Origin of the sequence: Flavobacterium sp. HTF (genome assembly GCF_003105115.1) — a bacterium.
Taxonomy (GTDB): Bacteria; Bacteroidota; Bacteroidia; order Flavobacteriales; family Flavobacteriaceae; genus Flavobacterium.
The window spans coordinates 39,089-59,247 of record NZ_QETH01000010.1 but is presented as its reverse complement, the minus strand read 5'-3'; the positions used below and the strand labels follow the sequence as shown (position 1 = coordinate 59,247).

General features: G+C 34.8%; 20 protein-coding genes. 17 read left to right on the top strand and 3 right to left on the bottom strand.

Annotated elements, in window-relative coordinates:
* Positions 1 to 56: 56 nt before the first annotated feature.
* Genes DCO46_RS05075 through hemL form a run of 3 tightly spaced genes read left to right on the top strand, consistent with a single transcriptional unit; the run spans position 57 to position 3,195 of the window.
* A complete protein-coding gene (locus DCO46_RS05075; protein WP_116751484.1) occupies positions 57 to 965 on the top strand; it encodes a 1-aminocyclopropane-1-carboxylate deaminase/D-cysteine desulfhydrase in 909 nt (302 codons plus the stop codon).
* Complete coding sequence (locus tag DCO46_RS05070; protein ID WP_116751483.1) at positions 958 to 1,857, top strand: glucosaminidase domain-containing protein; 900 nt, start codon at positions 958 to 960, stop codon at positions 1,855 to 1,857. Before DCO46_RS05075 ends, DCO46_RS05070 begins: the two co-directional genes overlap by 8 nt.
* 51 nt (positions 1,858 to 1,908) lie before the next feature.
* Positions 1,909 to 3,195, top strand: a complete 1,287-nt coding sequence (hemL, locus tag DCO46_RS05065) for a glutamate-1-semialdehyde 2,1-aminomutase (RefSeq protein WP_116751482.1) — start codon at positions 1,909 to 1,911, stop codon at positions 3,193 to 3,195.
* Positions 3,196 to 3,238: 43 nt separating this feature from the next.
* On the opposite strand, the gene DCO46_RS22615 is transcribed toward hemL, so the two are convergent.
* A complete protein-coding gene (locus tag DCO46_RS22615) occupies positions 3,239 to 3,955 on the bottom strand; it encodes a DUF4890 domain-containing protein (protein WP_165828834.1) in 717 nt (238 codons plus the stop codon).
* A 159-nt stretch (positions 3,956 to 4,114) separates the two neighbouring features.
* Positions 4,115 to 4,555, bottom strand: a complete 441-nt coding sequence (locus DCO46_RS05055; protein ID WP_116751481.1) for a hypothetical protein — start codon at positions 4,553 to 4,555, stop codon at positions 4,115 to 4,117.
* A gap of 333 nt (positions 4,556 to 4,888) precedes the next feature.
* Between DCO46_RS05055 and DCO46_RS05050 the strand changes: the two genes are divergently transcribed.
* The 3 genes from DCO46_RS05050 to DCO46_RS05040 all read left to right on the top strand — a co-directional run bounded on the left by DCO46_RS05050 (position 4,889) and on the right by DCO46_RS05040 (position 8,071).
* Entirely contained in the window at positions 4,889 to 6,358 is a 1,470-nt protein-coding gene (locus tag DCO46_RS05050; RefSeq protein ID WP_116751480.1) for an MFS transporter, read from the top strand.
* Positions 6,359 to 6,394: 36 nt separating this feature from the next.
* Entirely contained in the window at positions 6,395 to 7,408 is a 1,014-nt protein-coding gene (locus DCO46_RS05045) for a 2-hydroxyacid dehydrogenase (protein WP_116751479.1), read from the top strand.
* A 63-nt stretch (positions 7,409 to 7,471) separates the two neighbouring features.
* On the top strand, positions 7,472 to 8,071 hold the full coding sequence (locus DCO46_RS05040; protein WP_116751478.1) for a hypothetical protein: 600 nt from the start codon (positions 7,472 to 7,474) through the stop codon (positions 8,069 to 8,071).
* A 91-nt stretch (positions 8,072 to 8,162) separates the two neighbouring features.
* Here DCO46_RS05040 and lysS read toward each other — a convergent pair whose 3' ends face one another.
* Entirely contained in the window at positions 8,163 to 9,866 is a 1,704-nt protein-coding gene (gene lysS, locus DCO46_RS05035) for a lysine--tRNA ligase (protein WP_116751477.1), read from the bottom strand.
* A gap of 371 nt (positions 9,867 to 10,237) precedes the next feature.
* Here lysS and DCO46_RS05030 point away from each other — a divergent pair, with 371 nt between their 5' ends.
* From DCO46_RS05030 to DCO46_RS23185, 11 genes are all read left to right on the top strand, one after another.
* The gene (locus tag DCO46_RS05030) at positions 10,238 to 10,963 is read left to right on the top strand and encodes a hypothetical protein (RefSeq protein WP_116751476.1); all 726 of its coding nucleotides are present in this window, start codon (positions 10,238 to 10,240) and stop codon (positions 10,961 to 10,963) included.
* A gap of 80 nt (positions 10,964 to 11,043) precedes the next feature.
* Positions 11,044 to 11,799: a hypothetical protein gene (locus tag DCO46_RS05025; protein WP_243416254.1), complete on the top strand. Its 756-nt coding sequence runs from the start codon at positions 11,044 to 11,046 to the stop codon at positions 11,797 to 11,799.
* A 5-nt stretch (positions 11,800 to 11,804) separates the two neighbouring features.
* The gene (lipB, locus tag DCO46_RS05020; RefSeq protein ID WP_116751475.1) at positions 11,805 to 12,509 is read left to right on the top strand and encodes a lipoyl(octanoyl) transferase LipB; all 705 of its coding nucleotides are present in this window, start codon (positions 11,805 to 11,807) and stop codon (positions 12,507 to 12,509) included.
* Between the two features lie 21 nt (positions 12,510 to 12,530).
* On the top strand, positions 12,531 to 13,346 hold the full coding sequence (locus DCO46_RS05015) for a helix-turn-helix domain-containing protein (RefSeq protein WP_116751474.1): 816 nt from the start codon (positions 12,531 to 12,533) through the stop codon (positions 13,344 to 13,346).
* Positions 13,347 to 13,379: 33 nt separating this feature from the next.
* Positions 13,380 to 14,279: a helix-turn-helix domain-containing protein gene (locus DCO46_RS05010; RefSeq protein ID WP_116751473.1), complete on the top strand. Its 900-nt coding sequence runs from the start codon at positions 13,380 to 13,382 to the stop codon at positions 14,277 to 14,279.
* An 86-nt stretch (positions 14,280 to 14,365) separates the two neighbouring features.
* Positions 14,366 to 15,205, top strand: coding sequence for an SDR family NAD(P)-dependent oxidoreductase (locus DCO46_RS05005; protein ID WP_116751472.1), 840 nt, complete (start codon positions 14,366 to 14,368; stop codon positions 15,203 to 15,205).
* Between the two features lie 142 nt (positions 15,206 to 15,347).
* Positions 15,348 to 15,947, top strand: a complete 600-nt coding sequence (locus tag DCO46_RS05000; RefSeq protein ID WP_116751471.1) for an NAD(P)H-dependent oxidoreductase — start codon at positions 15,348 to 15,350, stop codon at positions 15,945 to 15,947.
* A gap of 116 nt (positions 15,948 to 16,063) precedes the next feature.
* On the top strand, positions 16,064 to 16,915 hold the full coding sequence (locus DCO46_RS04995; RefSeq protein ID WP_116751470.1) for a nuclear transport factor 2 family protein: 852 nt from the start codon (positions 16,064 to 16,066) through the stop codon (positions 16,913 to 16,915).
* A gap of 181 nt (positions 16,916 to 17,096) precedes the next feature.
* On the top strand, positions 17,097 to 17,678 hold the full coding sequence (locus tag DCO46_RS04990) for a Crp/Fnr family transcriptional regulator (protein ID WP_116751469.1): 582 nt from the start codon (positions 17,097 to 17,099) through the stop codon (positions 17,676 to 17,678).
* A gap of 67 nt (positions 17,679 to 17,745) precedes the next feature.
* Positions 17,746 to 18,588 (top strand): carboxypeptidase regulatory-like domain-containing protein, encoded by an 843-nt coding sequence (locus DCO46_RS23190; RefSeq protein ID WP_243416253.1) that lies wholly within the window; start codon positions 17,746 to 17,748, stop codon positions 18,586 to 18,588.
* A 374-nt stretch (positions 18,589 to 18,962) separates the two neighbouring features.
* Positions 18,963 to 20,120: a TonB-dependent receptor gene (locus tag DCO46_RS23185; protein ID WP_243416252.1), complete on the top strand. Its 1,158-nt coding sequence runs from the start codon at positions 18,963 to 18,965 to the stop codon at positions 20,118 to 20,120.
* Positions 20,121 to 20,159: the final 39 nt, after the last annotated feature.

Here is a 20,159-nt window from a genome sequence, read left to right as displayed (position 1 = left end):
TAAGCTTTAAAAATACTAAGATAAGAATTGTCACTTTCGACTTTCAACTTTAAAAAATGAATCCAGTTTTTAATCAACATATTTCCATCAATTTCCCAAATGATATTTCTTTGACAATAAAGCGTGAAGACCTGATTCATCCTTTTGTTTCAGGAAATAAGTTCAGGAAATTAAAATACAATTTAGTTCAGGCGAAAGCCGAAAATAAACAAACCTTACTGACTTTTGGCGGAGCATTTTCCAATCATATTGCGGCTGTGGCTTTTGCCGGAAAAGAACAGGGTTTTAAGACCATTGGCATTATCCGGGGCGATGAACTTTTTGATAAAATAGAAGAAAATCCAACGCTTAAATTCGCTCAGGAAAACGGAATGCAATTTGTGTTTGTCACAAGAGAAGATTATCGGCTTAAAAATGAATTTCCTTTTATAGAAAAATTAAAAGAAAAGTTTGGTGATTTTTATTTAGTACCGGAAGGCGGTACAAATGAATTGGCGGTAAAAGGCTGTGAAGAGATTTTAACCGATGAAGATGCGGTTTTTAATTACGTTTGCTGCGCAGTTGGAACCGGTGGTACAATTTCCGGATTAATTAATAGTGCATTGCCAAATCAGAAAATTTTAGGATTTCCGGCGTTAAAAGGTGACTTTTTAACCGATGAAATTCGTATTTTTGCAAAAAAAGATAACTGGAATTTAATTTCTGACTATCATTTTGGAGGCTATGGGAAGGTAAATTTAGAATTAATCGAATTTATCAATACTTTTTTTGAAGAAAATAAAGTCCCTTTAGATCCAATTTATACAGGAAAGATGGTTTTTGGCGTTATAGATTTAATACACAAAAATTATTTTCCTGCCAATTCAAAAATTTTACTCATTCACACCGGTGGACTGCAGGGAATAGAAGGAATGAATTTAAAATTGAAGCAGAAAAAATTACCAATACTCAAAACAAATGATTAAAAGAATTGTATTACTTGCCGTAATATTAGCTTTAGCAAGCTGCTCTTCCAGTAAGCCTGCCATAGCGACGACTAAAAAAGCGGCAGCAGTTCAAACCAGAACAGCTTCGACAAAAAGAAGTACCCCGGTTAAACCCATCGGTAAAAATTATCCTTCTACAAATAATACAACCGAAGTTATTCAATCGACTTCAAAAACAGTTGTAACCAGCGATTTAATCAATAATTATGTTTTGCAATATAAAGATATTGCAATGGTCAACATGCAGAAATATGGCATTCCTGCAAGTATTATTCTGGCGCAGGGAATTTTAGAATCGGGTGCAGGGAGAGGCGATCTGGCAATTGAAGCCAATAACCATTTTGGAATAAAATGTCATAGCGACTGGCTGGGCGAAAGTGTTCGTCATGATGATGATTCGTCACAGGAATGTTTTAGAAAATATCCCGAAGCTTCAGAATCTTACAAAGATCATGCTTTGTTTTTGGTTGGCAAAAAAAGGTATGCCACATTATTTACTTACGAAAAAGACGATTATAAAGCCTGGTCCAAAGGATTACGCGCTGCGGGTTACGCAACAGATCCTAATTATCCGGATAAATTAATCAGTTATATTGAGCGTTATAATCTGCATCAGTACGATTGTCAGGTTACAGGAAAGAATTATACACCAATCAATAAAACAGCTCCGACAAGAAGTTCAACTTCCGGGGCAGCTTCAAATACAAAAAACAATTCGAACTCAAACGATCCTAATTTATACGAAGTACAGCAAGGCGATACCTTGTATTCTATTTCTAAGAAATTCAATTTATTAGTAGATGATTTAAAACAAAAAAATAATCTGACTGATAATGCAATTTCAATTGGGCAGCGATTGAAAGTGAAGTAGTTTTCAGTTGAAGGTCAATCTAAAATCTAATATCAGAAATCTAAATTTATAATGTTATATAAAAGAAGTAGTCAGCTTTTTGCTGAAGCAGAAAAAGTAATTCCGGGAGGAGTAAATTCACCAGTACGTGCTTTTAAAGCCGTTGGAGGAACTCCGATTTTTGTAAAAAGTGCAAAAGGTGCTTATTTATTTGACGAAGACGGAAATAAATTAATTGATTATATCAATTCATGGGGTCCAATGGTTTTGGGTCACGCTTATCAGCCGGTGGTTGATGCAGTGATTGAAAAAGCAAAACTGGGAACTTCATTTGGAATGCCAACAGAACTGGAAACAGAAATTGCTGCTTTGGCCGTTTCGATGGTTCCGAATATTGATAAAATACGTTTTGTAAATTCAGGTACAGAAGCTTGTATGAGTGCGATTCGTCTGGCAAGAGGATTTACAAAAAGAGATAAAATCATAAAATTTGCAGGCTGTTACCATGGACATTCAGATTCATTTTTGATTCAGGCTGGAAGTGGTGCTGTAACTTTCGGATCTCCAAATAGTCCCGGCGTTACAGAAGGAACCGCAAAAGATACTTTGTTGGCTAAATACAATGATCTAGAGAATGTAAAAACTTTAATCGAAGCGAATAAAGGCGAAATTGCAGCGATTATTATCGAAGCAGTTGCAGGAAATATGGGTTGTATTCCACCCGCAAAAGGTTTTCTTGAAGGTTTAAGAGAATTATGTACAGCAAACGGAATTCTTTTAATTTTTGATGAGGTAATGACCGGTTTCCGTTTAGCTCGCGGAGGTGTTCAGGAATTGTATAACATCAATGCCGATATTGTAACTTTCGGAAAAGTAATTGGCGGTGGACTTCCGGTTGGTGCTTTTGCTGCGCGCGAAGAAATAATGAATTATTTGGCGCCTCTTGGTCCGGTTTATCAGGCAGGAACATTATCAGGAAATCCTTTGGCAATGGCTGCAGGACTAGCGATGTTACAGGCTTTAAATAATGATGCCGCAATTTTTACCCGTCTGGAAGAAAAAACAGCTTATCTTGAAGCAGGAATTGACAGGGTTCTAAAAGCAAATAATGTTGTTTTTACCATCAATAGAGTAGGTTCTATGATTTCAGTTCACTTTGATGCCAATCCGGTTACTGATTTTCAAACGGCTGCAAAAGGAGATAACGAAACATTTAAAAAATTCTTCCACGGATTATTAAATGAAGGAGTTTATATCGCTCCATCGGCATACGAAACCTGGTTTATTACGGATGCACTTACCTATGAAGATTTAGATTTTACAATCAATGCGGTCGACAAAGTTTCGAAAACATTTTAATAACAAAAAAGAGGCTTTAAAAGCCTCTTTTTTTTGATCTCAATTACATTTTCTCTTTTCGGTGATCTTTCATTTTGTCTTTATGCTCTTTTTGAATCGCAGTCCATTTTTTATATTGATCGGCAGTCAGAATAGTTTTCAGTTTAGCATCATATGCTTTATGATCTTCTTTCATCTGTTTCTTCATGGCTTCTCTTTCAGCATCAGTAGGTTTTTTGTCACCTCTGCTTTTTTTCAGCATCGCCATTTTGGTACTTCTGTCAGATAAAAGTTCGCTCACTTGTTTTTGCTGATCGGCGTTTAAGTTTAACTCAGTGGTTAATTTTTGCAAATGTGCCGCATCACGTTCCTGTGGAGTTTTAAAATCACCTTTTCCTTTATGATCTCTGTGATTTTTGTGGTCTTTTTTAAGAGCCGTCCACTTTGTATATTGATCAGCGTTTAAAATCGCTTTCATTTTAGCATCATTAGCTTCTTTTTCAGCAATCATTTGTTTTTTAAAAGCCTCTCTTTCGGCATCAGTAGGTTTTGTTTTACTGTCTTTTCGTGAGTCTCTAAATTTTTGTGCTTTGGCACTTCTTTCTGCCAGGAGTTGTTTTACCTGTTCCTGCTGCTTTTTATCCAGGCTAAGTTCAGAGGTCAGTTTTTGTAAATGTTTTTCAGTACGTTGTTCCGGAGTCAATTTTTCTTTTTGAGTAACGCCTTGTGCAAAACTCACTATTCCAACGAATAATAAAGCTGCGATAAATATTTTTTTCATTATTATTTTTTTTAATGTTTATAGCTATTAGACTTCAAAGAGTTTGCTGCGTTTAATTGAATTATCAGGTTTATCTTTTATTTAACAGAAACTATTAATGAAAATATAAAGCCTGTGTTTAATAAAAAAGAGGCTTAATTGCCTCTTTTTTATAATGATTTAGTTGTTTTCCTGTTTGTGTTCTTTCATTTTATCCTTCATTTTTTCCCTTTTCTGCTCCTGTAACGATTTCCATTTAGTGTATTGGTCCGCTTTTAGAATAGATTTCATCTTAGCATCATTTGCAGCCACTTCATCTTCCATTTGTTTTTTGAAAGCTGCTTTTTCTTCCTCTGTAGGTTTTACATTGCTCTCTTTTTTTGCTTTGCGTGCTTCTTTTAGACTTTCTGCTTTTGCGCTTCTTTCTGCAAGTAACTGTTTCACCTGAGCTTGCTGACTGGCGTCTAAACTTAATTCTGTCGTTAATTTTTGTAATTGTTTTTCGTTACGCTGTTCCGGTGTCAGTCTTTCTTTATGTTCGCGTTCCGGTTTTTGATCGGTGTCTTGTGCAAAGCCTGCTATTCCAACTAATAACATAGCTGCGATAAATAATTTTTTCATGATTTGTTTTTTAAAGGTTATAGCAATTAGACTTTATCAGATTCAATTGGTTTAATTTGATTGAAGAATTTTTTATTTAATAAATTGAAAATCAGTTAATAATGTTCTTTGTTCATACTACAACGCCAAATAAAATACATTTGGTATAAAACAAGGTAATAAATGAGAATTTAAGTTTTAAATGAGAACTAAATAATTCTAAATATTTAATTATGAATGGTTTACTTGTTATTTTTTTTTAACTTTAAACCATAGTTGTTTCAGCTAAAAAAACAATTTTTGGTTTCCTGACATAAAGTAATAGATTTTAAAAACAATTTAATACTACATTCTATGGCAAATCTCTCACAATCTCACAGAATTCTTTTTTTAAATACTCTGGCTTTTGCAATTTGTTTTGCGTGCTGGACACTCAATGGAGTATTGGTCACTTTTCTGGTCGATAAGGAAATTTTTAACTGGAGTGTAGTGCAGATTGGCTGGCTTTTAGGAATTCCGGTTCTTACGGGTTCAATTATGAGATTACCAATGGGAATCTTAACGGACAAATTCGGAGGAAGGATTGTACATTCTGCTTTATTGATTCTGGCTTCGATACCATTGTTTTTATTGCCTTTTGCTACCTCATTTACTGTCTTTGCTATTTTAAGTTTTTTATTCGGAATGGTCGGAACCAGTTTTGCTGTTGGCGTAGCCTCTACATCGGTTTGGTATCCAAAAGAATGGCAGGGAAGAGCCTTGGGAATATTCGGAATGGGAACAGCCGGAGCTTCGATAACACCATTTTTAGCGCCTTCATTATTGAGCACGTTTTCAGAAAGCGATCCGGAAAATGGCTGGAAATGGCTTCCTGTTATTTATGGTTCTGCCTTACTGTTTATGGGAATTGTATTTTTTATTTTTGCTAAAAACAAGAAAATAGAGGCACAGTCCAAAACGGTGAAACAATTAGTACAGCCCTTAAAAAGCATTCGTGTCTGGCGTTTCGGAACGTATTATTTTTTGGTATTCGGATCATTTGTAACTTTCTCACAATGGTTGTTGCCTAATTTTATGAATGTATATCATACCTCATTAATTTTAGGCGGGATTTTTACTTCCTGTTTCAGTCTTCCGGCGGGTGTCGTTCGGGCTTTCGGAGGTTTCCTGTCGGATAAATTTGGTGCCCGGAAAGTGATGTACTGGGTGTTGAGTTCATCTGTTGTTCTGGGTTTTTTATTGCTATTTCCGAAAATGGATATCACCACTTCAGGAAGCGGTTTGTTAGCGGGTAAAGCAGGAACAGTTACGGCAGTTTCGCCAAATAAAATTATAATTGACGATAAGGAATATGCAATTAGTCAAAAAGAGGATAATCAATTACATTCTCAATTTTTTCCATCAAAAAAAACCTGGCAGGAAGTTGTAGTTGCCGAAAATCAAAAAGTGCAGAAGAAAGAGCTGCTGGCTGAAGGAATTACCCAAATTCATTTTGAAGCCAATATGTGGATTTATTTAGTCCTCGTTATTTTAATTGGGATATCATGGGGAATTGGCTCTGCTGCCGTATTCAAACATATTCCGGATTATTTTCCGAATGAAGTTGGGGTGATTGGCGGAATGGTTGGACTTTTGGGAGGTTTAGGCGGATTCTTCGGGCCTATTATTTTCGGGTATTTATTAGCATTTACCGGATTCTGGACCAGTTCGTGGTTTTTTATTCTGGCATTGTCACTAACTTGTCTGATTTGGATGCATCGGGTTATTGTGAAAATGACGAAAGAAAAACTACCTGAAATATCGAAAGATATGGATCGCAAATAAAAGTAATATTCAAACACATATAAATATATTCAATTTATGAATTCTATTACCACTGGCAAAATTGCCTTCTTTTCGACACAGCCTTATGACAAAACGTTCTTTACTAAATATAATGAATCTGGTTTCGAATTAGATTTTTTCGAAACACAGCTTAATCCGCAGACCGTGACCCTGATTCAGGATTGTGAAATTGTTTGCGTGTTTGTCAACGACATTGTCAATGAAACGGTAATTAGACAACTGGCAGAAAAAAAAATCAGGATAATTGCACTTCGCTGTGCGGGTTTTAACAATGTCGATTTAGAAGCTGCTAAAAAATACAATATCAAAGTCTGTCGTGTTCCGGCTTATTCTCCTCAGGCAGTTGCCGAGCACGCAATGGCTATGATTCTAACTTTAAACAGAAAAACGCATAAAGCATACAACAGAGTCCGCGAACAGAATTTCTCTTTAAACGGATTATTAGGGTTTGATTTATTTGGAAAAACAATCGGAATCATCGGAACAGGAAATATTGGAAAAGCTTTTGCTAAAATTGCTTTAGGTTTTGGCTGTAAAGTCCTTGCGTATGATATTGTAAAGAATGATGAAATGGTTAAAGACGGTGTTTCTTTTGTAAGTTTAGAAGAAATTTTTAAGTTGAGTGATATCATTTCACTTCATTGTCCGTTAAATGATCAGACAAAACATGTCATCAATAAAACATCAGTTTCTTTTATGAAAGATAATGTGATGATTATCAATACAAGCCGTGGTGGTTTAATTGAAACGGCCTGCGTAATCGAAGGTTTGAAACAAGGTAAAATCGGTTATTTGGGAATCGATGTTTATGAGCAGGAAGAAAAATTGTTTTTTAGGGATCTTTCGGCAGATATTATTCAGGACGATAATATTCAGCGATTAATGAGTTTTCCGAATGTTTTGGTGACGGCGCATCAGGCATTTTTCACCAACGAAGCTTTAACACAAATTGCTGTGGTGACTTTTAATAATATAAAATCATTGCTGCTTGAAAATGATATTGAAAACAAAGCGGCGCTATTGGTGTAGAAAAATCTGGTTTTTGGTTTTTATTATCTGTAAATTTAAGTTACGAATTTAAAATACGAAATCATGAAGACTAAAATAACTATAGTAATATGCGTAACCATTCTAATACTAACTTCCTGTCAGAATAAAAACGAATCGAAAAACATCGTCAAAACAATTGCTCTGGATACATTATCGAAAACAGTTGCAGGAACAGCAGATTTGAGTAATGTATCCGCTAACGATGAAAAAACAGTCAAACTGATTCGAAAACAATTGCTGGTTTTACTTAAAAAAGATTTACCGGCAATGACAAAAGAAGACCAATACTTTTATTATGAAGCTTTCGACTTAAACAATGATAACAAAAATGAATATTTTGTTGGTTTCTCAAGCTCTTATTTCTGCGGAAGCGGTGGCTGTTCAGGTTACATTTTAAATAATGACGGAAGTTTGATTAATTCTTTCTCAGTTACTGATTTTCCGATTTATGTAACGACTTCATCAACTGAAAAGTTTTCCGATCTTTTAATGAAAAGCGGAAGCGAATTTCATCTTGTAAAAATAAAAAACGGAAAATACCCTTCAAATCCTTCAGTTCAGCAAGTTTGGAAAGGCGAAGTCCCGAAAAGCACAAAGGTTTTGGAAATTAACGGAAAGAAATTGGAGAAGTATTCGTTTTAAAAAGAAAACCCGACAGGTTTTTAAAAACTGTCGGGTTTGAATTATATCTTCAAATTGGAAATTGGAATTTTTAAATTTGGAATTTAAAAAACTATCCCACCAATTCTACAAATTTAAAATCACCTTCAACGACAACTTTAGTTAAACCGTGTTTAGATAAGTTTTTTATGGACGCATCCCATTTTTTACCGCTTAAGTTAGCCGTAATTTTAAGTTGTCCTAAGTCCATTTTATTTTCATTTCCTTTCAATAGGTCTACGATGAATTTCTCTTCATCAGAAAGTTCAATCTGAGCCAGTTTTTTCTCCGGACGCATTTGCGGGAACAATAAAACTTCCTGAATAGAAGCATTGTTAGTCAAATACATAATCAAACGATCCATTCCAATTCCCATTCCGGAAGTTGGAGGCATACCATATTCAAGTGCTCTTAAGAAATCCTCGTCGATAATTCCGTTTGCTTCATCATCACCTTTTGCAGCCAGACGCATTTGATCTTCAAAACGCTCACGCTGATCAATCGGGTCATTCAATTCAGAATACGCATTTGCGATTTCTTTACCACAAACCATTAATTCAAAACGCTCCGTCAATTCAGGATTATCGCGGTGTTCTTTACAAAGAGGAGACATTTCTTTAGGATAATCCGTAATGAAAGTTGGCTGAATATAATTTCCTTCGCATTTCGCTCCAAAAATTTCATCAATCAGTTTTCCTTTCCCCATTGTTTTATCCACCTCAATTCCCATTCCTTTTGCAGCTTCAAACAATTCTTCTTCAGTTTTTCCGGAAATGTCAAAACCAGTAAAATGTTTGATAGAATCTGTCATCGTAACGCGTGCATAAGGCGCTTTAAAGTTAATTTGGTGTTCCCCAAAAGTAACTTCGCTGGTTCCGTTTACGGCGATTGCACAATGCTCAAGCAAACCTTCAGCAAACTCCATCATCCAGTTGTAGTCTTTGTAAGCTACATATATTTCCATTGCGGTAAATTCAGGATTATGCGTTCTGTCCATTCCTTCATTACGGAAGTTTCTTGAGAACTCATAAACACCTTCAAATCCACCAACAATTAATCTTTTTAAATACAACTCATTCGCAATACGCATATAAAGCGGAATGTCAAGCGAATTATGATGCGTAATAAAAGGTCTTGCCGAAGCACCACCAGGAATTGACTGTAAAACCGGAGTGTCAACTTCAAGATATCCTGCATCGTTAAAATAACCACGCATCGCAGTAAATAACTTGGTACGTTTGATAAAAGTTTCCTTAACGTGTTGATTCACCGTTAAATCTACATAACGCATTCTGTAACGCAATTCAGCATCATTAAACGCATCGTGAATGTTCCCTTCCTCATCCACTTTTGGTAACGGAAGCGGGCGCAACGTTTTACTCAAAAAAGTAAATCCGCTCACACGAATACATTTTGCACCAACCTGAGTCGTAAACAATTCTCCTTCAATACCAATAAAATCTCCTAAATCGGTTAATTTTTTAAATACCTGATTGTATAAAGTTTTATCATCACCTTCACACAAAACATCGCGGTTCACGTACAATTGAATACGTCCTTCGCTATCCTGCAATTCAGCAAAGCAAGCTTTACCCTGATCACGAACACTCATCAAACGTCCCGCAACGATCACCTTCTTACCTTCTTCAAAAGACTCCTTTATTTGCTTTGAAGTATGATTTACAGGAAAAAGATTAGCTGGATAAGGATTGATTCCTAAGTTGCGTAAGTTTTGAAGTTTCTCTCTTCGGATGATTTCTTGTTCAGATAAGGCCATTATATACTGTTTTTTAAGTGCGCAAAGATAGTTAAATTTGAAAAAATGGCAATTTCAAATTTTGAAAATAATTGTAGTTTTTTCAGGAGCAGAAAATTAGGTTTTTTCAAAGCCATTTGTACCGCTCCCGAAGCTTCGGGACGCTATATCTTTTTTGCAAAAAGCAAAAAAGAATGCCGCTTCTATCGGGGCTAAACGAGAGATTTAGTTTTTATAAGATGTTTTGGTTACAACTTTTAGTTCGATGCAATATCTTTATTTCGGTTAATTTGGATAAACTTTAAAACACAAAACAAACCCAAAAGCGTAAGAATTCAATCAAAAAATACTCACTATCTTAGCAGCACAAAACCTCAGGACTTAAAAAATAAATGAAAAAACTACTTACCTTTTTAATGTTTATTTTTATTACCGGCTGCCAGATAACAGAAACAATTTCTCTGAATCCTGACGGAAGCGGTACTATAGAAGTAGTAGCGATTCGCGACGAAAACAGTTATATGCAATTGAGTGGTGTAAAATATAATGATGAAGAAAGATTTAAGGATACAACCTTTGTTTTTAATGAATTTATAACAAAATACGCTGAGAATTTTTCAAAGCTTCCTTTATCAGAAAAGGTTATTTTCAATAAATACAAAGATGTAAAAGTCTATATAAAAGAAAGTTCGTTTGAGAAAGAATTCAAAAGTACTTTTATACAGGATTTTAATAAGGCAGAATCAATTGCAGATTTATACAAAACAGAAGATTATGCCAGTGACCTGCAACATAATTATGCTTTAAGCGCAGAGGATCATTACTTTAATATTAGCTATTATTTTGATGGAACACTATTTAAAAGGATGGTAAAGATTACCAACCACGAAGAATTAAAGAGAAAACAGAATGAGGTTGAAGAATTTAAAAAGCAAACGGGAGGATTTAAGTTAGTACATTCAATTACTCTGAATTACAATTTTCCCCGAAAAATAAAATCAGTTTCATATGAAAAAGCAGTGGTCAGCCCTGATAAAAAATCGGTTCATCTCGTTTTGCCAATTTTAGATTATCTGCAAAATCCTGAAATTGGGAATCTCGAAGTAGTACTGGATTAAAATAAAATCAGTAAAATTTAAACAAATCAACGATTTATACAATTAAAAAATCTCTTCGTATATTTGAATAAAAATAAACCATGATAAAATTATATAAATTACTTAGTTTTTCTTTTTTACTGGCAACACTTACAAGCTGTACTTTTACTGAAAATATTTACCTCAATGATAATGGCACAGGAAAGTTTTCTGTTGACATGGACGGCTCTTCTTTAATGGCAATGGCTGGTGATCAGATTGGTAATCAGATGGGAGCTTCCGCTAAAAAAGATATTGATTCTACTTTTACTTTCAAACAATTATTTGAAGCCAAAAAAGACAGTATTGCCAAGCTTTCACCGGAATCTCAAAAAGAACTGAAAAAGATTGAAAACTTTGTGGTTCACACCAAAATGAGTGCTGAGAAAAAAGAGTTTGTAATGAACCTTTCTACAGATTTTAAAAATGTAAACGAATTACAGGACGTATTACAAACCTTAAGCACGTTTCAAAAGTTAGAAAGTGGCGGTGCCGGAACTCCTTTTGGAAGTAATTTTGGGAATAACAACAGTAAATTAAGTTACACTTATAACGGAAAGAAATTTACACGTACAGCAGTAATCGACCAGCAAAAACTGGCCGAAAAAGCCAAAGACACTGCGCCGGATATGTCTAAAATGATTTTTGCCTCGTCAAATTATGTTATAAAATATCATTTCCCGAAAAAAGTCAAAAAAGTTTCTAATCCAAATGCTTTATTTAGTGAGGATAAAAAAACAATTACAATTCAATACCCTTTTACGGATTATATGGAGAATCCTGACAAACTCAACTTTGACGTAGAGTTTGAAAAATAATTAAAATGAATAAAAAAATTCAACTTCAAGATTTAGGAAGTAAAGATTATAAATCAACATGGGAATATCAGGAAGAACTTTTTAAGGATATTGTTGATTTAAAAATAAAAAACAGAAGAGAAGAACTTGATCTGCCCACTCCAAATTATTTGCTTTTTGTAGAACATCCACATGTTTATACTTTAGGAAAAAGCGGTGACCTGGAAAATCTTCTTTTAAACGAAAAACAGCTGGAAGCCAAAGGAGCAACTTTCTATAAAATCAACCGCGGAGGGGATATTACGTATCACGGACCAGGACAAATTGTAGGTTATCCGATTTTAGATTTAGAAAACTTTTTTACCGATATTCATAAATATTTGCGTTTTCTAGAAGAGTCTATTATCCTGACTTTGGGAGAATATGGCTTAAAATGTGGGCGAAGCGAAGGCGAAACCGGTGTATGGCTGGACGTTGGAACTCCGTTTGCGCGAAAAATTTGTGCGCTTGGCGTACGCGCTTCACGCTGGGTAACCATGCACGGATTTGCACTAAATGTAAATGTAGATTTGGGCTATTTTGATAATATAATTCCGTGTGGAATTCGCGGAAAAGGAGTTACTTCCTTAAACGTAGAATTAGGCGTAGAAAAAGTAGATGAGGAAGAAGTAAAAGCCAAAATCCTGAAGCATCTGACTGAATTGTTCGAAGCGGAATTTGTTTCGAAATAATACTTTATACCAAAAAATAAGATGAAAGATTCTGAAGAAAATAACAATTACAGAATTGCTGTTCCTTCAGAATTTGAATCTGTTTTTTCGCATTTCTATTTTGCAGAAAACAAAACAGATATTGCGATTACAAAAACTTTATTACCTAGTTTTCAGACCATTTTGGTTTTTAATTTCGGAACCAAAGGATACTTAAAATCACAAAATAATACTGTTTTGGAGGCTGAAAAATGTCTTGTTTTAGGGCCAATAAAACAGGCTTTTGATTATACGTTAGAACCAGGTTCAGAAATTCTTGTGGCTAATTTTAAGGAAGATGCTTTCTATCGTTTTTTTGGAAATGCGCTCTTAACGCATTCACTTCCAATTCATCCCGACGCTTTAATTCCGGAAAATTGTTTTAATGCATTGTGGGAAGAATTACAAATAATCCCTGATTCCAGACAACGTGTGTCTGTTATATTAGATTTCTGCAGACCCTATTTAAGGGAACAAAATACAATTATGAGTCTTTTGGCCGATTTTAAAAATGAGTCTTTACATCCTATTAAGGCCATTGCCTCACAAACCAACCAGACAGAACGTAATATTCAGCTCAGTCAAAAAAAGTTTTTTGGTTATACGATAAAAGAGGTGACCCGATACGAACGCTTTTTAAAAGCTGTTGAGCAGATTCAGCAAAATATTCAGAAAGCAGAAAAAACAGACTGGCTGCAAATTGTAGACGGATGTGGTTATTATGATCAAAGTCAGCTTATTCATGATTTTAGATATTATATGAATTTGTCTCCGACTAAATTTCTGAAATTCCAACAAGATATTTGCAGTTCTAAGTAAATAGAGTTTGTTTGAATTTTGTAACTTTACAAAATGGAGAAAACAGAAACTATAGAAGATTTTTATCGTTCCAAACTCAATTTTATGCCCGATAACCTTAAAAAAGAAATCGGACATTTTAATGTGTTTGAGTTGGATGATTTTATGGGCTGCAGTGCAAAACCGATTCCGTACAGCCGTAAAGATTACTTTAAGATCAGTTTGATTATTGGTAAAAACAGAGTACACTACGCTGATAAGATTGTGGAGATCGAAGAACAGGCTTTGTTTTTTGCCAATCCTCAGATTCCGTATAACTGGGAACAGCTGGAAGAACATCAAACGGGTTTTTTCTGTGTGTTTACCGAGGCGTTTTTTCATCAGTTCGGGAATTTAAAAGAGTACCCGGTTTTTAAACCAAATGGAAATTTTATCTTTTCAATAAATAAGGAACAAACAGAAAAAATACGACTGATTTACAAGCAGATGATGGAAGAAATTAATTCTGATTATACTTATAAATATGATGTATTGCGTAATCTGGTTTTTGAATTAATCCACAGTGCGATGAAAATGCAGCCGGCAAATCTTTCTGTAAATCAGCACTCCAATGCTTCGAGCAGGATTTCGTCTTTGTTTCTGGAATTACTGGAAAGACAATTTCCGATTGAGAATTCGAGACAGCGTTTTACTTTGCGTTCGGCAGCAGATTTTGCCAATCAGTTAACGATTCATGTCAATCATTTAAACAGGGCATTAAAAGAAACTACTCAAAAAACGACTTCAGAAGTAATTGCAGAACGTCTTTTGCAGGAAGCCAAAATCCTTTTAAAACACACGGACTGGAATATCTCCGAGATTGCTTATAGTCTGGGATTTGAAGAGCCGACACATTTTAATAATTTCTTCAAGAAGAATATCCAGCTTACTCCGCGACAATTTAGAACTGTTTGATTTTTGTAATTAAACGTTTGAATTTCGTTATCCCGCGCCTTTACTTCTGACCTAATTTTGCCTTGTAATTAAAACAATAATAAATTATGGAAACTAAAAAAGTATGGTTTGTAACAGGAGCCTCAAAAGGTTTGGGGTTAATCTTAGTTCAGAAATTATTAGCAAACGGTTACAGGGTTGCGGCCACGTCAAGAGATATTAACTCACTTATTAAAGAAGTTGGCGAAACATCAGATCAGTTTTTACCCTTAGCTGTAGACCTTGTGACAGAAAGCAGCGTTAAGGATGCGGTGGCAAAAACAATCAGCCATTTTAAAACGATTGATGTTGTGGTAAACAATGCCGGCTATGGGCAGGTAGGTACGCTTGAAGAACTTTCTGACGAAGAATCAAGACGCAATTATGATATCAACGTGTTTGGTTTACTAAACGTTATTCGTAACACAATGCCAAAATTGAGAGCCAATAAGTCAGGGCATATTTTTAATATCGCTTCTATTGGAGGATATCACGGCGGTTTTCCGGGTTGGGGCATTTACTGTTCGACTAAATTTGCAGTTGCCGGGCTTACAGAAGGTTTAAGAGCAGAAGCAAAAGCTTTTGGTATTAATGTGACTTTGGTGTATCCTGGATATTTCAGAACCAGTTTTTTAACCGGAGATTCGATGGGATTGCCTAAAAATCCGATTGCAGATTACGAAGAAGCACGTCAGTCAGTAATAGCACATCAGAATGAAATTAACGGAAATCAGCCAGGAGATCCTGAAAAAGCTGTTGATGCCTTAATTCAAATGAGCAATGAAAAAAATCCACCCTTGCATTTATTCTTAGGAGAAGACGCCTATAATATGGCAAATGCAAAAATTGAAGAAGTGGAAGCTGATTTAGAAAAATGGAAATCAGTAACGGTATCAACTAATTTTTAATTCAATTTAAAAAACTCAAAAAAATTCCTGACCATTTCGTCAGGAATTTTTTGTTTCAGGAAATTACGGATTTCGTTTTCGTACAATTTTGCCTGAGTTTGGCATTCTACATTTGTCATGTTAATCTTTAAAACTTAAAAACATGAAAAATTTAATCATTTATGCACATCCAAATTCAGGTAGTTTAAACCATTTTTTCAAACAGACCATAGTAGAAAGCCTTGAGGAATCCGGAGAAGAAACAGAAGTTCGTGATTTATACGAAATCAGTTTTAATCCTGTGTTTTCCTTAAATGACATGAACGCGCAACGTATGGGCAAAGTAGCACCGGAAATACAAACAGAACAGGATTTTATTACCTGGGCAGACCGGATTATTTTTGTGTATCCAATTTGGTGGACCGGAATGCCTGCTGTCATGAAAGGATATATTGACCGTGTTTTTAGTTACGGATTTGCTTATCGTTATGATAATGGCGTTCAGAAAGGATTATTAACCGGGAAGAGAGCTGTTATTGTCAATTCTCACGGAAAATCAAATGCTGAATATGAAGCATCCGGAATGGACAAGGCTTTGGCACTGACTTCTGATACAGGGATTTTTAATTACTGTGGTTTTGAAATTCAAAAGCATTTTTATTTTGATAAAGCAGACAGAGCTTCGGACGAAAGTATTGAAAACTGGAAAAATCAGCTTAAAAACACTTTTGCATTTAAGGATAAAGTATCTGTACAAGGGTAGAAATTTGCCTGGAAGTAAGATTTTAAAACGGCAAATTATTGTCATTTTGTAAGGTATTGTAAATTTGATTTTGTACTTTTAAAAAAGAGTTTTAACTAAATCTAATTTAACTACTTATGAGAAAAATCTACTTTATTTGCTTACTTTTTATGCTTAATAATCTTGTGGCTCAAAAGAAGGATAAGTTATATCCAATTTCGGTTTACGAAAAAGTATGGCAGGAACGCAATAGTGACACGAGATTAAAACTGATAAAAACAATTTGGTTAGAAGACAGTACTTTTGAAGATCCTTCTGCATCAATAAAGGGAACAGCAGCCTTTAATAATGTTATCAATGAGTTTTACAAAAAAAATCCTAATGCTGTTCTGACTTCCGGTCCAAAAGTGGTCAAGGACAATTATGTAAGTTGGGACTGGAAAATTTTTGATTCCAATAATAAACTGATTATGACGGGCCGTGATTTTGCCAGATTAAATGGCAAAGGTCAGGTGGCTAAAATTATAGGTTTTTGGAATTCTGAAGTTGTACAGCCGGAGGTTGATGTTTTAAAAAATCTTGAAACGGAAAATTTTAAAGTCGTTGCCCAATATTTTGAATCCCTTTTTAAAACGAGAGATTTTACAACAATGGCCACTTTGATTGAGGAAGGAGCCATTTATAATCAGGCAGAAGGATTGCCGTACGGCGGAACTTATGTTGGTTTTAATGAATGGACAAAAATGTATGCAAAATCGGCTGAGTTTTTTGAGCTGCAGATAGAAAAGGAGCCTGTTTATTTTAGCGATGCTTCCAAAAATGAGGTAATTATATATTTTACGATAAATTGCAAAGCAAAAAAATCCGGCAAAAACCTTTCAATGCCAATTTCGGAACATTTTGATTTAAAAAACGGAAAAATTACAGCCATTCGCCCATTTTATTTTGATACAAAACAATTTGCGGAATTCTTAAAAAGCAGAAAATAATAAGCTAATTCTTAGCTATTTGCGTAAATGAGATTCTTTCTTTTTTAAAGAAAATTGTCTTAGTTGATTAATTTGTGATATTTCACATTATTATAATATGGGCTGCAATTTTTTTGATTAGTTTTAGTCATAATTTTTTAAATACCAAATTCAAATTTAATTTATAAGACATAATAAATCCATGCACAGTGTTATCACCGATTTATCACAATTTATAGAATGTAATGAAGCTGAAAATCAGGCTTTTTTTAATGCTTTGGTTTATAAAAAAGTAAAAAAGAAAGAACATCTTTTAGTAGAAGGCAATGTCTGCAATTTCGGGATTTTTATTATTGAAGGATGTATTCGTTACTATTACCTGGAAGATGGTGTAGAATTTACCGGAAATTTTTTCTTTGAAAATTGCTGGTATGCTGATATTGACAGTTTTTTAAACGGAAAACCTTCCCTTTTGTACATTGAAGCTCTCGAAGACTGCAGTGTATATTTTCTTTACAAAAATGATTTTGACAGATTGGTTCGTGACTATCCTGTTTTTGCTACATTTTTGCCTTATATGATGGAAAAAACGATTAGAGGTCTAAGCACGCGAAACAAATCAATGTCAACAATCACAATAGAAGAAAGATATCTGAAGTTTATTAAGGACAGGCCGAAAGTTGTCGAAAGAGTTCCCCTAAAATATATTGCCAGTTATTTAGGCATTAAACCCGAAAGCCTGAGCCGTTTAAGAACTCGTCTTACATTAAACAGTAAATCTTAACTTTAGTCAATTTTTAAGAAAATGCCACGATTTACTTTTGCTCTATAACCAATAAAGCAAAAGCAAAATGAAAAAAATAGTATGGATTGTTCTAAGTCTTCTTGGCATCACTACTTATGCCCAGACAGGAGTTGTCAAGGGAAAAATAATTGACAAACAATCTGAAAAACCTATTTCCGGAGCGATAATCATGTTAATCGGAAATGATGAAAATCAAACTACATCTGATCAGGAAGGTAATTTTACATTACCTGAAATTCCTATAGGACGACAAAGCATCAGCATTAGTTTTGATGGATATGAAAGTACCTCTGTTTCTGATCTGGATGTCACAACCGGTAAAGATAATTTGCTGACAGTCGCAATGACGGAAAAATTTAATTCGTTGAATGAAATTGTCATTACTTCAAGTTCAAACAAATCAAAAGCAGTTAATAAAATGGCTGTTGTTTCTACAAAACAATTTAGCCCCGAAGAAGTTACGCGATTTTCCGGAGGCAGGAGCGATGTAGCGCGTCTGGTTTCGAACTTTGCAGGTGTCGCAACAAGCGATGACAGCCGAAATGATATTGTGGTGAGAGGAAATTCTCCGTCGGGAATGTTGTGGCGAATTGAAGGAATGCCTGTTCCGAATCCGAATCACTTTTCGACCCTGGGTACTACAGGAGGACCCGTTTCTGCACTGAATCCTAATCTTTTGGCGAATTCTGATTTTATGACTTCTGCTTTTCCTGCTGAATACGGAAATGCAATTGCAGGTGTTTTTGATTTAGGTTTTAGAAAAGGAAATCCTGATGAATACGAGTATATGATTAGTGCCGGAGCTTACCCGGGATTGGAATTTATGGCAGAAGGTCCGCTTGGAAAAAAGGAGGTTCTTTTGTTGCATCAGCAAGATATGGTTTTGTAGGCGTTACAGGACTGGCAGGAACCGAAGCCCAACCCAATTATAGCGATATTAGCTTTAACATTGATTTCGGAAAAAGTAAAATAGGCAACTTCTCTGTTTTTGGAATTTATGGTAAATCGGATATTGATTTTTTAGGAAAAGATATTGACAAAGATGATCCTTTTGCAGCGCAGGACGAAGATGGTTTTGCCAGATCTTCGTTTGGTTCATTTGGACTGAAACATAATCTTGATCTTGGCAGTAATTCATCATTAAAAACAATTATTGGATATTCCGATTCGGGTAACACTTATAAAAATGATCGTTATTACGATTTTGGTACTCCGGCAGAAAATAAACTGCGATTCTCTGATGTTGATAATTCAGAAAGCAGAGTGACATTCTCTACGTTGTTCAATTCAAAACTCAGCAAAAAAACGACCATCAGGACAGGATTACTTTTGGAAAATTATACCTTAAAAGCAGACATTGAAACAAGGGACAGACAGCAGGATACTGATGGTGACGGTTATGCTGACTTAGTTCAGATTGTCAATAATGACGGGAATTACAATATTGTACAGCCGTTTGCACAGGGACAATTTAGATTAACAGAAAAACTAACTTTTAATGCCGGAGTTCACGGACAGTATTTTTCTATAAATAAAGAATTTGTAGTAGAACCCAGAACAGCTTTGTCTTATGCATTCAATTCCTCCAATACCATAAATTTTGGTTATGGAATTCATCATCAGAGTGTTCCGGCCCCGATTTTATTTCTAAATGAATTTGTAAATGGTAATCAGGTTCAGACCAATAAAAATCTGGATTTAGTGCAAAGCCAGCATTATGTTCTGGGGTACGATGTCCGATTGGCGAGAAAGTGGCGAGGAAAAGTTGAAGTCTATTATCAGGATATTAGCAAAGCAGCTGTTGAGGCATTTCCGAGCAGCTATTCTTCCTTAACAGAAGGGGCTGATTTTGGTTATTCAATTGATAAAACTTCTTTGTTGAGCAAAGGAAAAGGGCATAACCAGGGAGTTGAATTTACAATCGAAAAGTTTTTCAGCGAAGGCTATTATGCTTTGTTTACAACTTCTCTTTTTGAAAGTAAATATAAAGGAAGTGATAATATAGAACGAAATTCACCTTTTAATAACGGCTATGTAATTAATCTTTTAGGTGGAAAAGAATTTAAAATAGGAAAAGACAAAAAAAATGTATTTTCAATTGATACAAAATTTACAACTGCAGGCGGACGATATTACACCCCGGTTGATTTGGCAGCTTCAAACAACGCGGGTTATGAAATTAAGGATGATGCAAATGCATTTAGCAAACAATACGATCCTTATTTAAGACTGGATGTAAAGTTTGGAATTAAATTTAACAGTAAAACAAAAAAGAGGTTTCATCAGTTTTATATCGATTTTCAAAACGTTACCAATCATACCAATGTTTTTACAAGAGAATATAATCGTCTGACCAATAGTATCAATCAAAAAGATCAAATAGGTTTTTCTCCCGATTTTGGTTATAAATTTCAATTTTAGTTCAGTACAATTACAAAAAAAGACTTATCAGTTGATAAG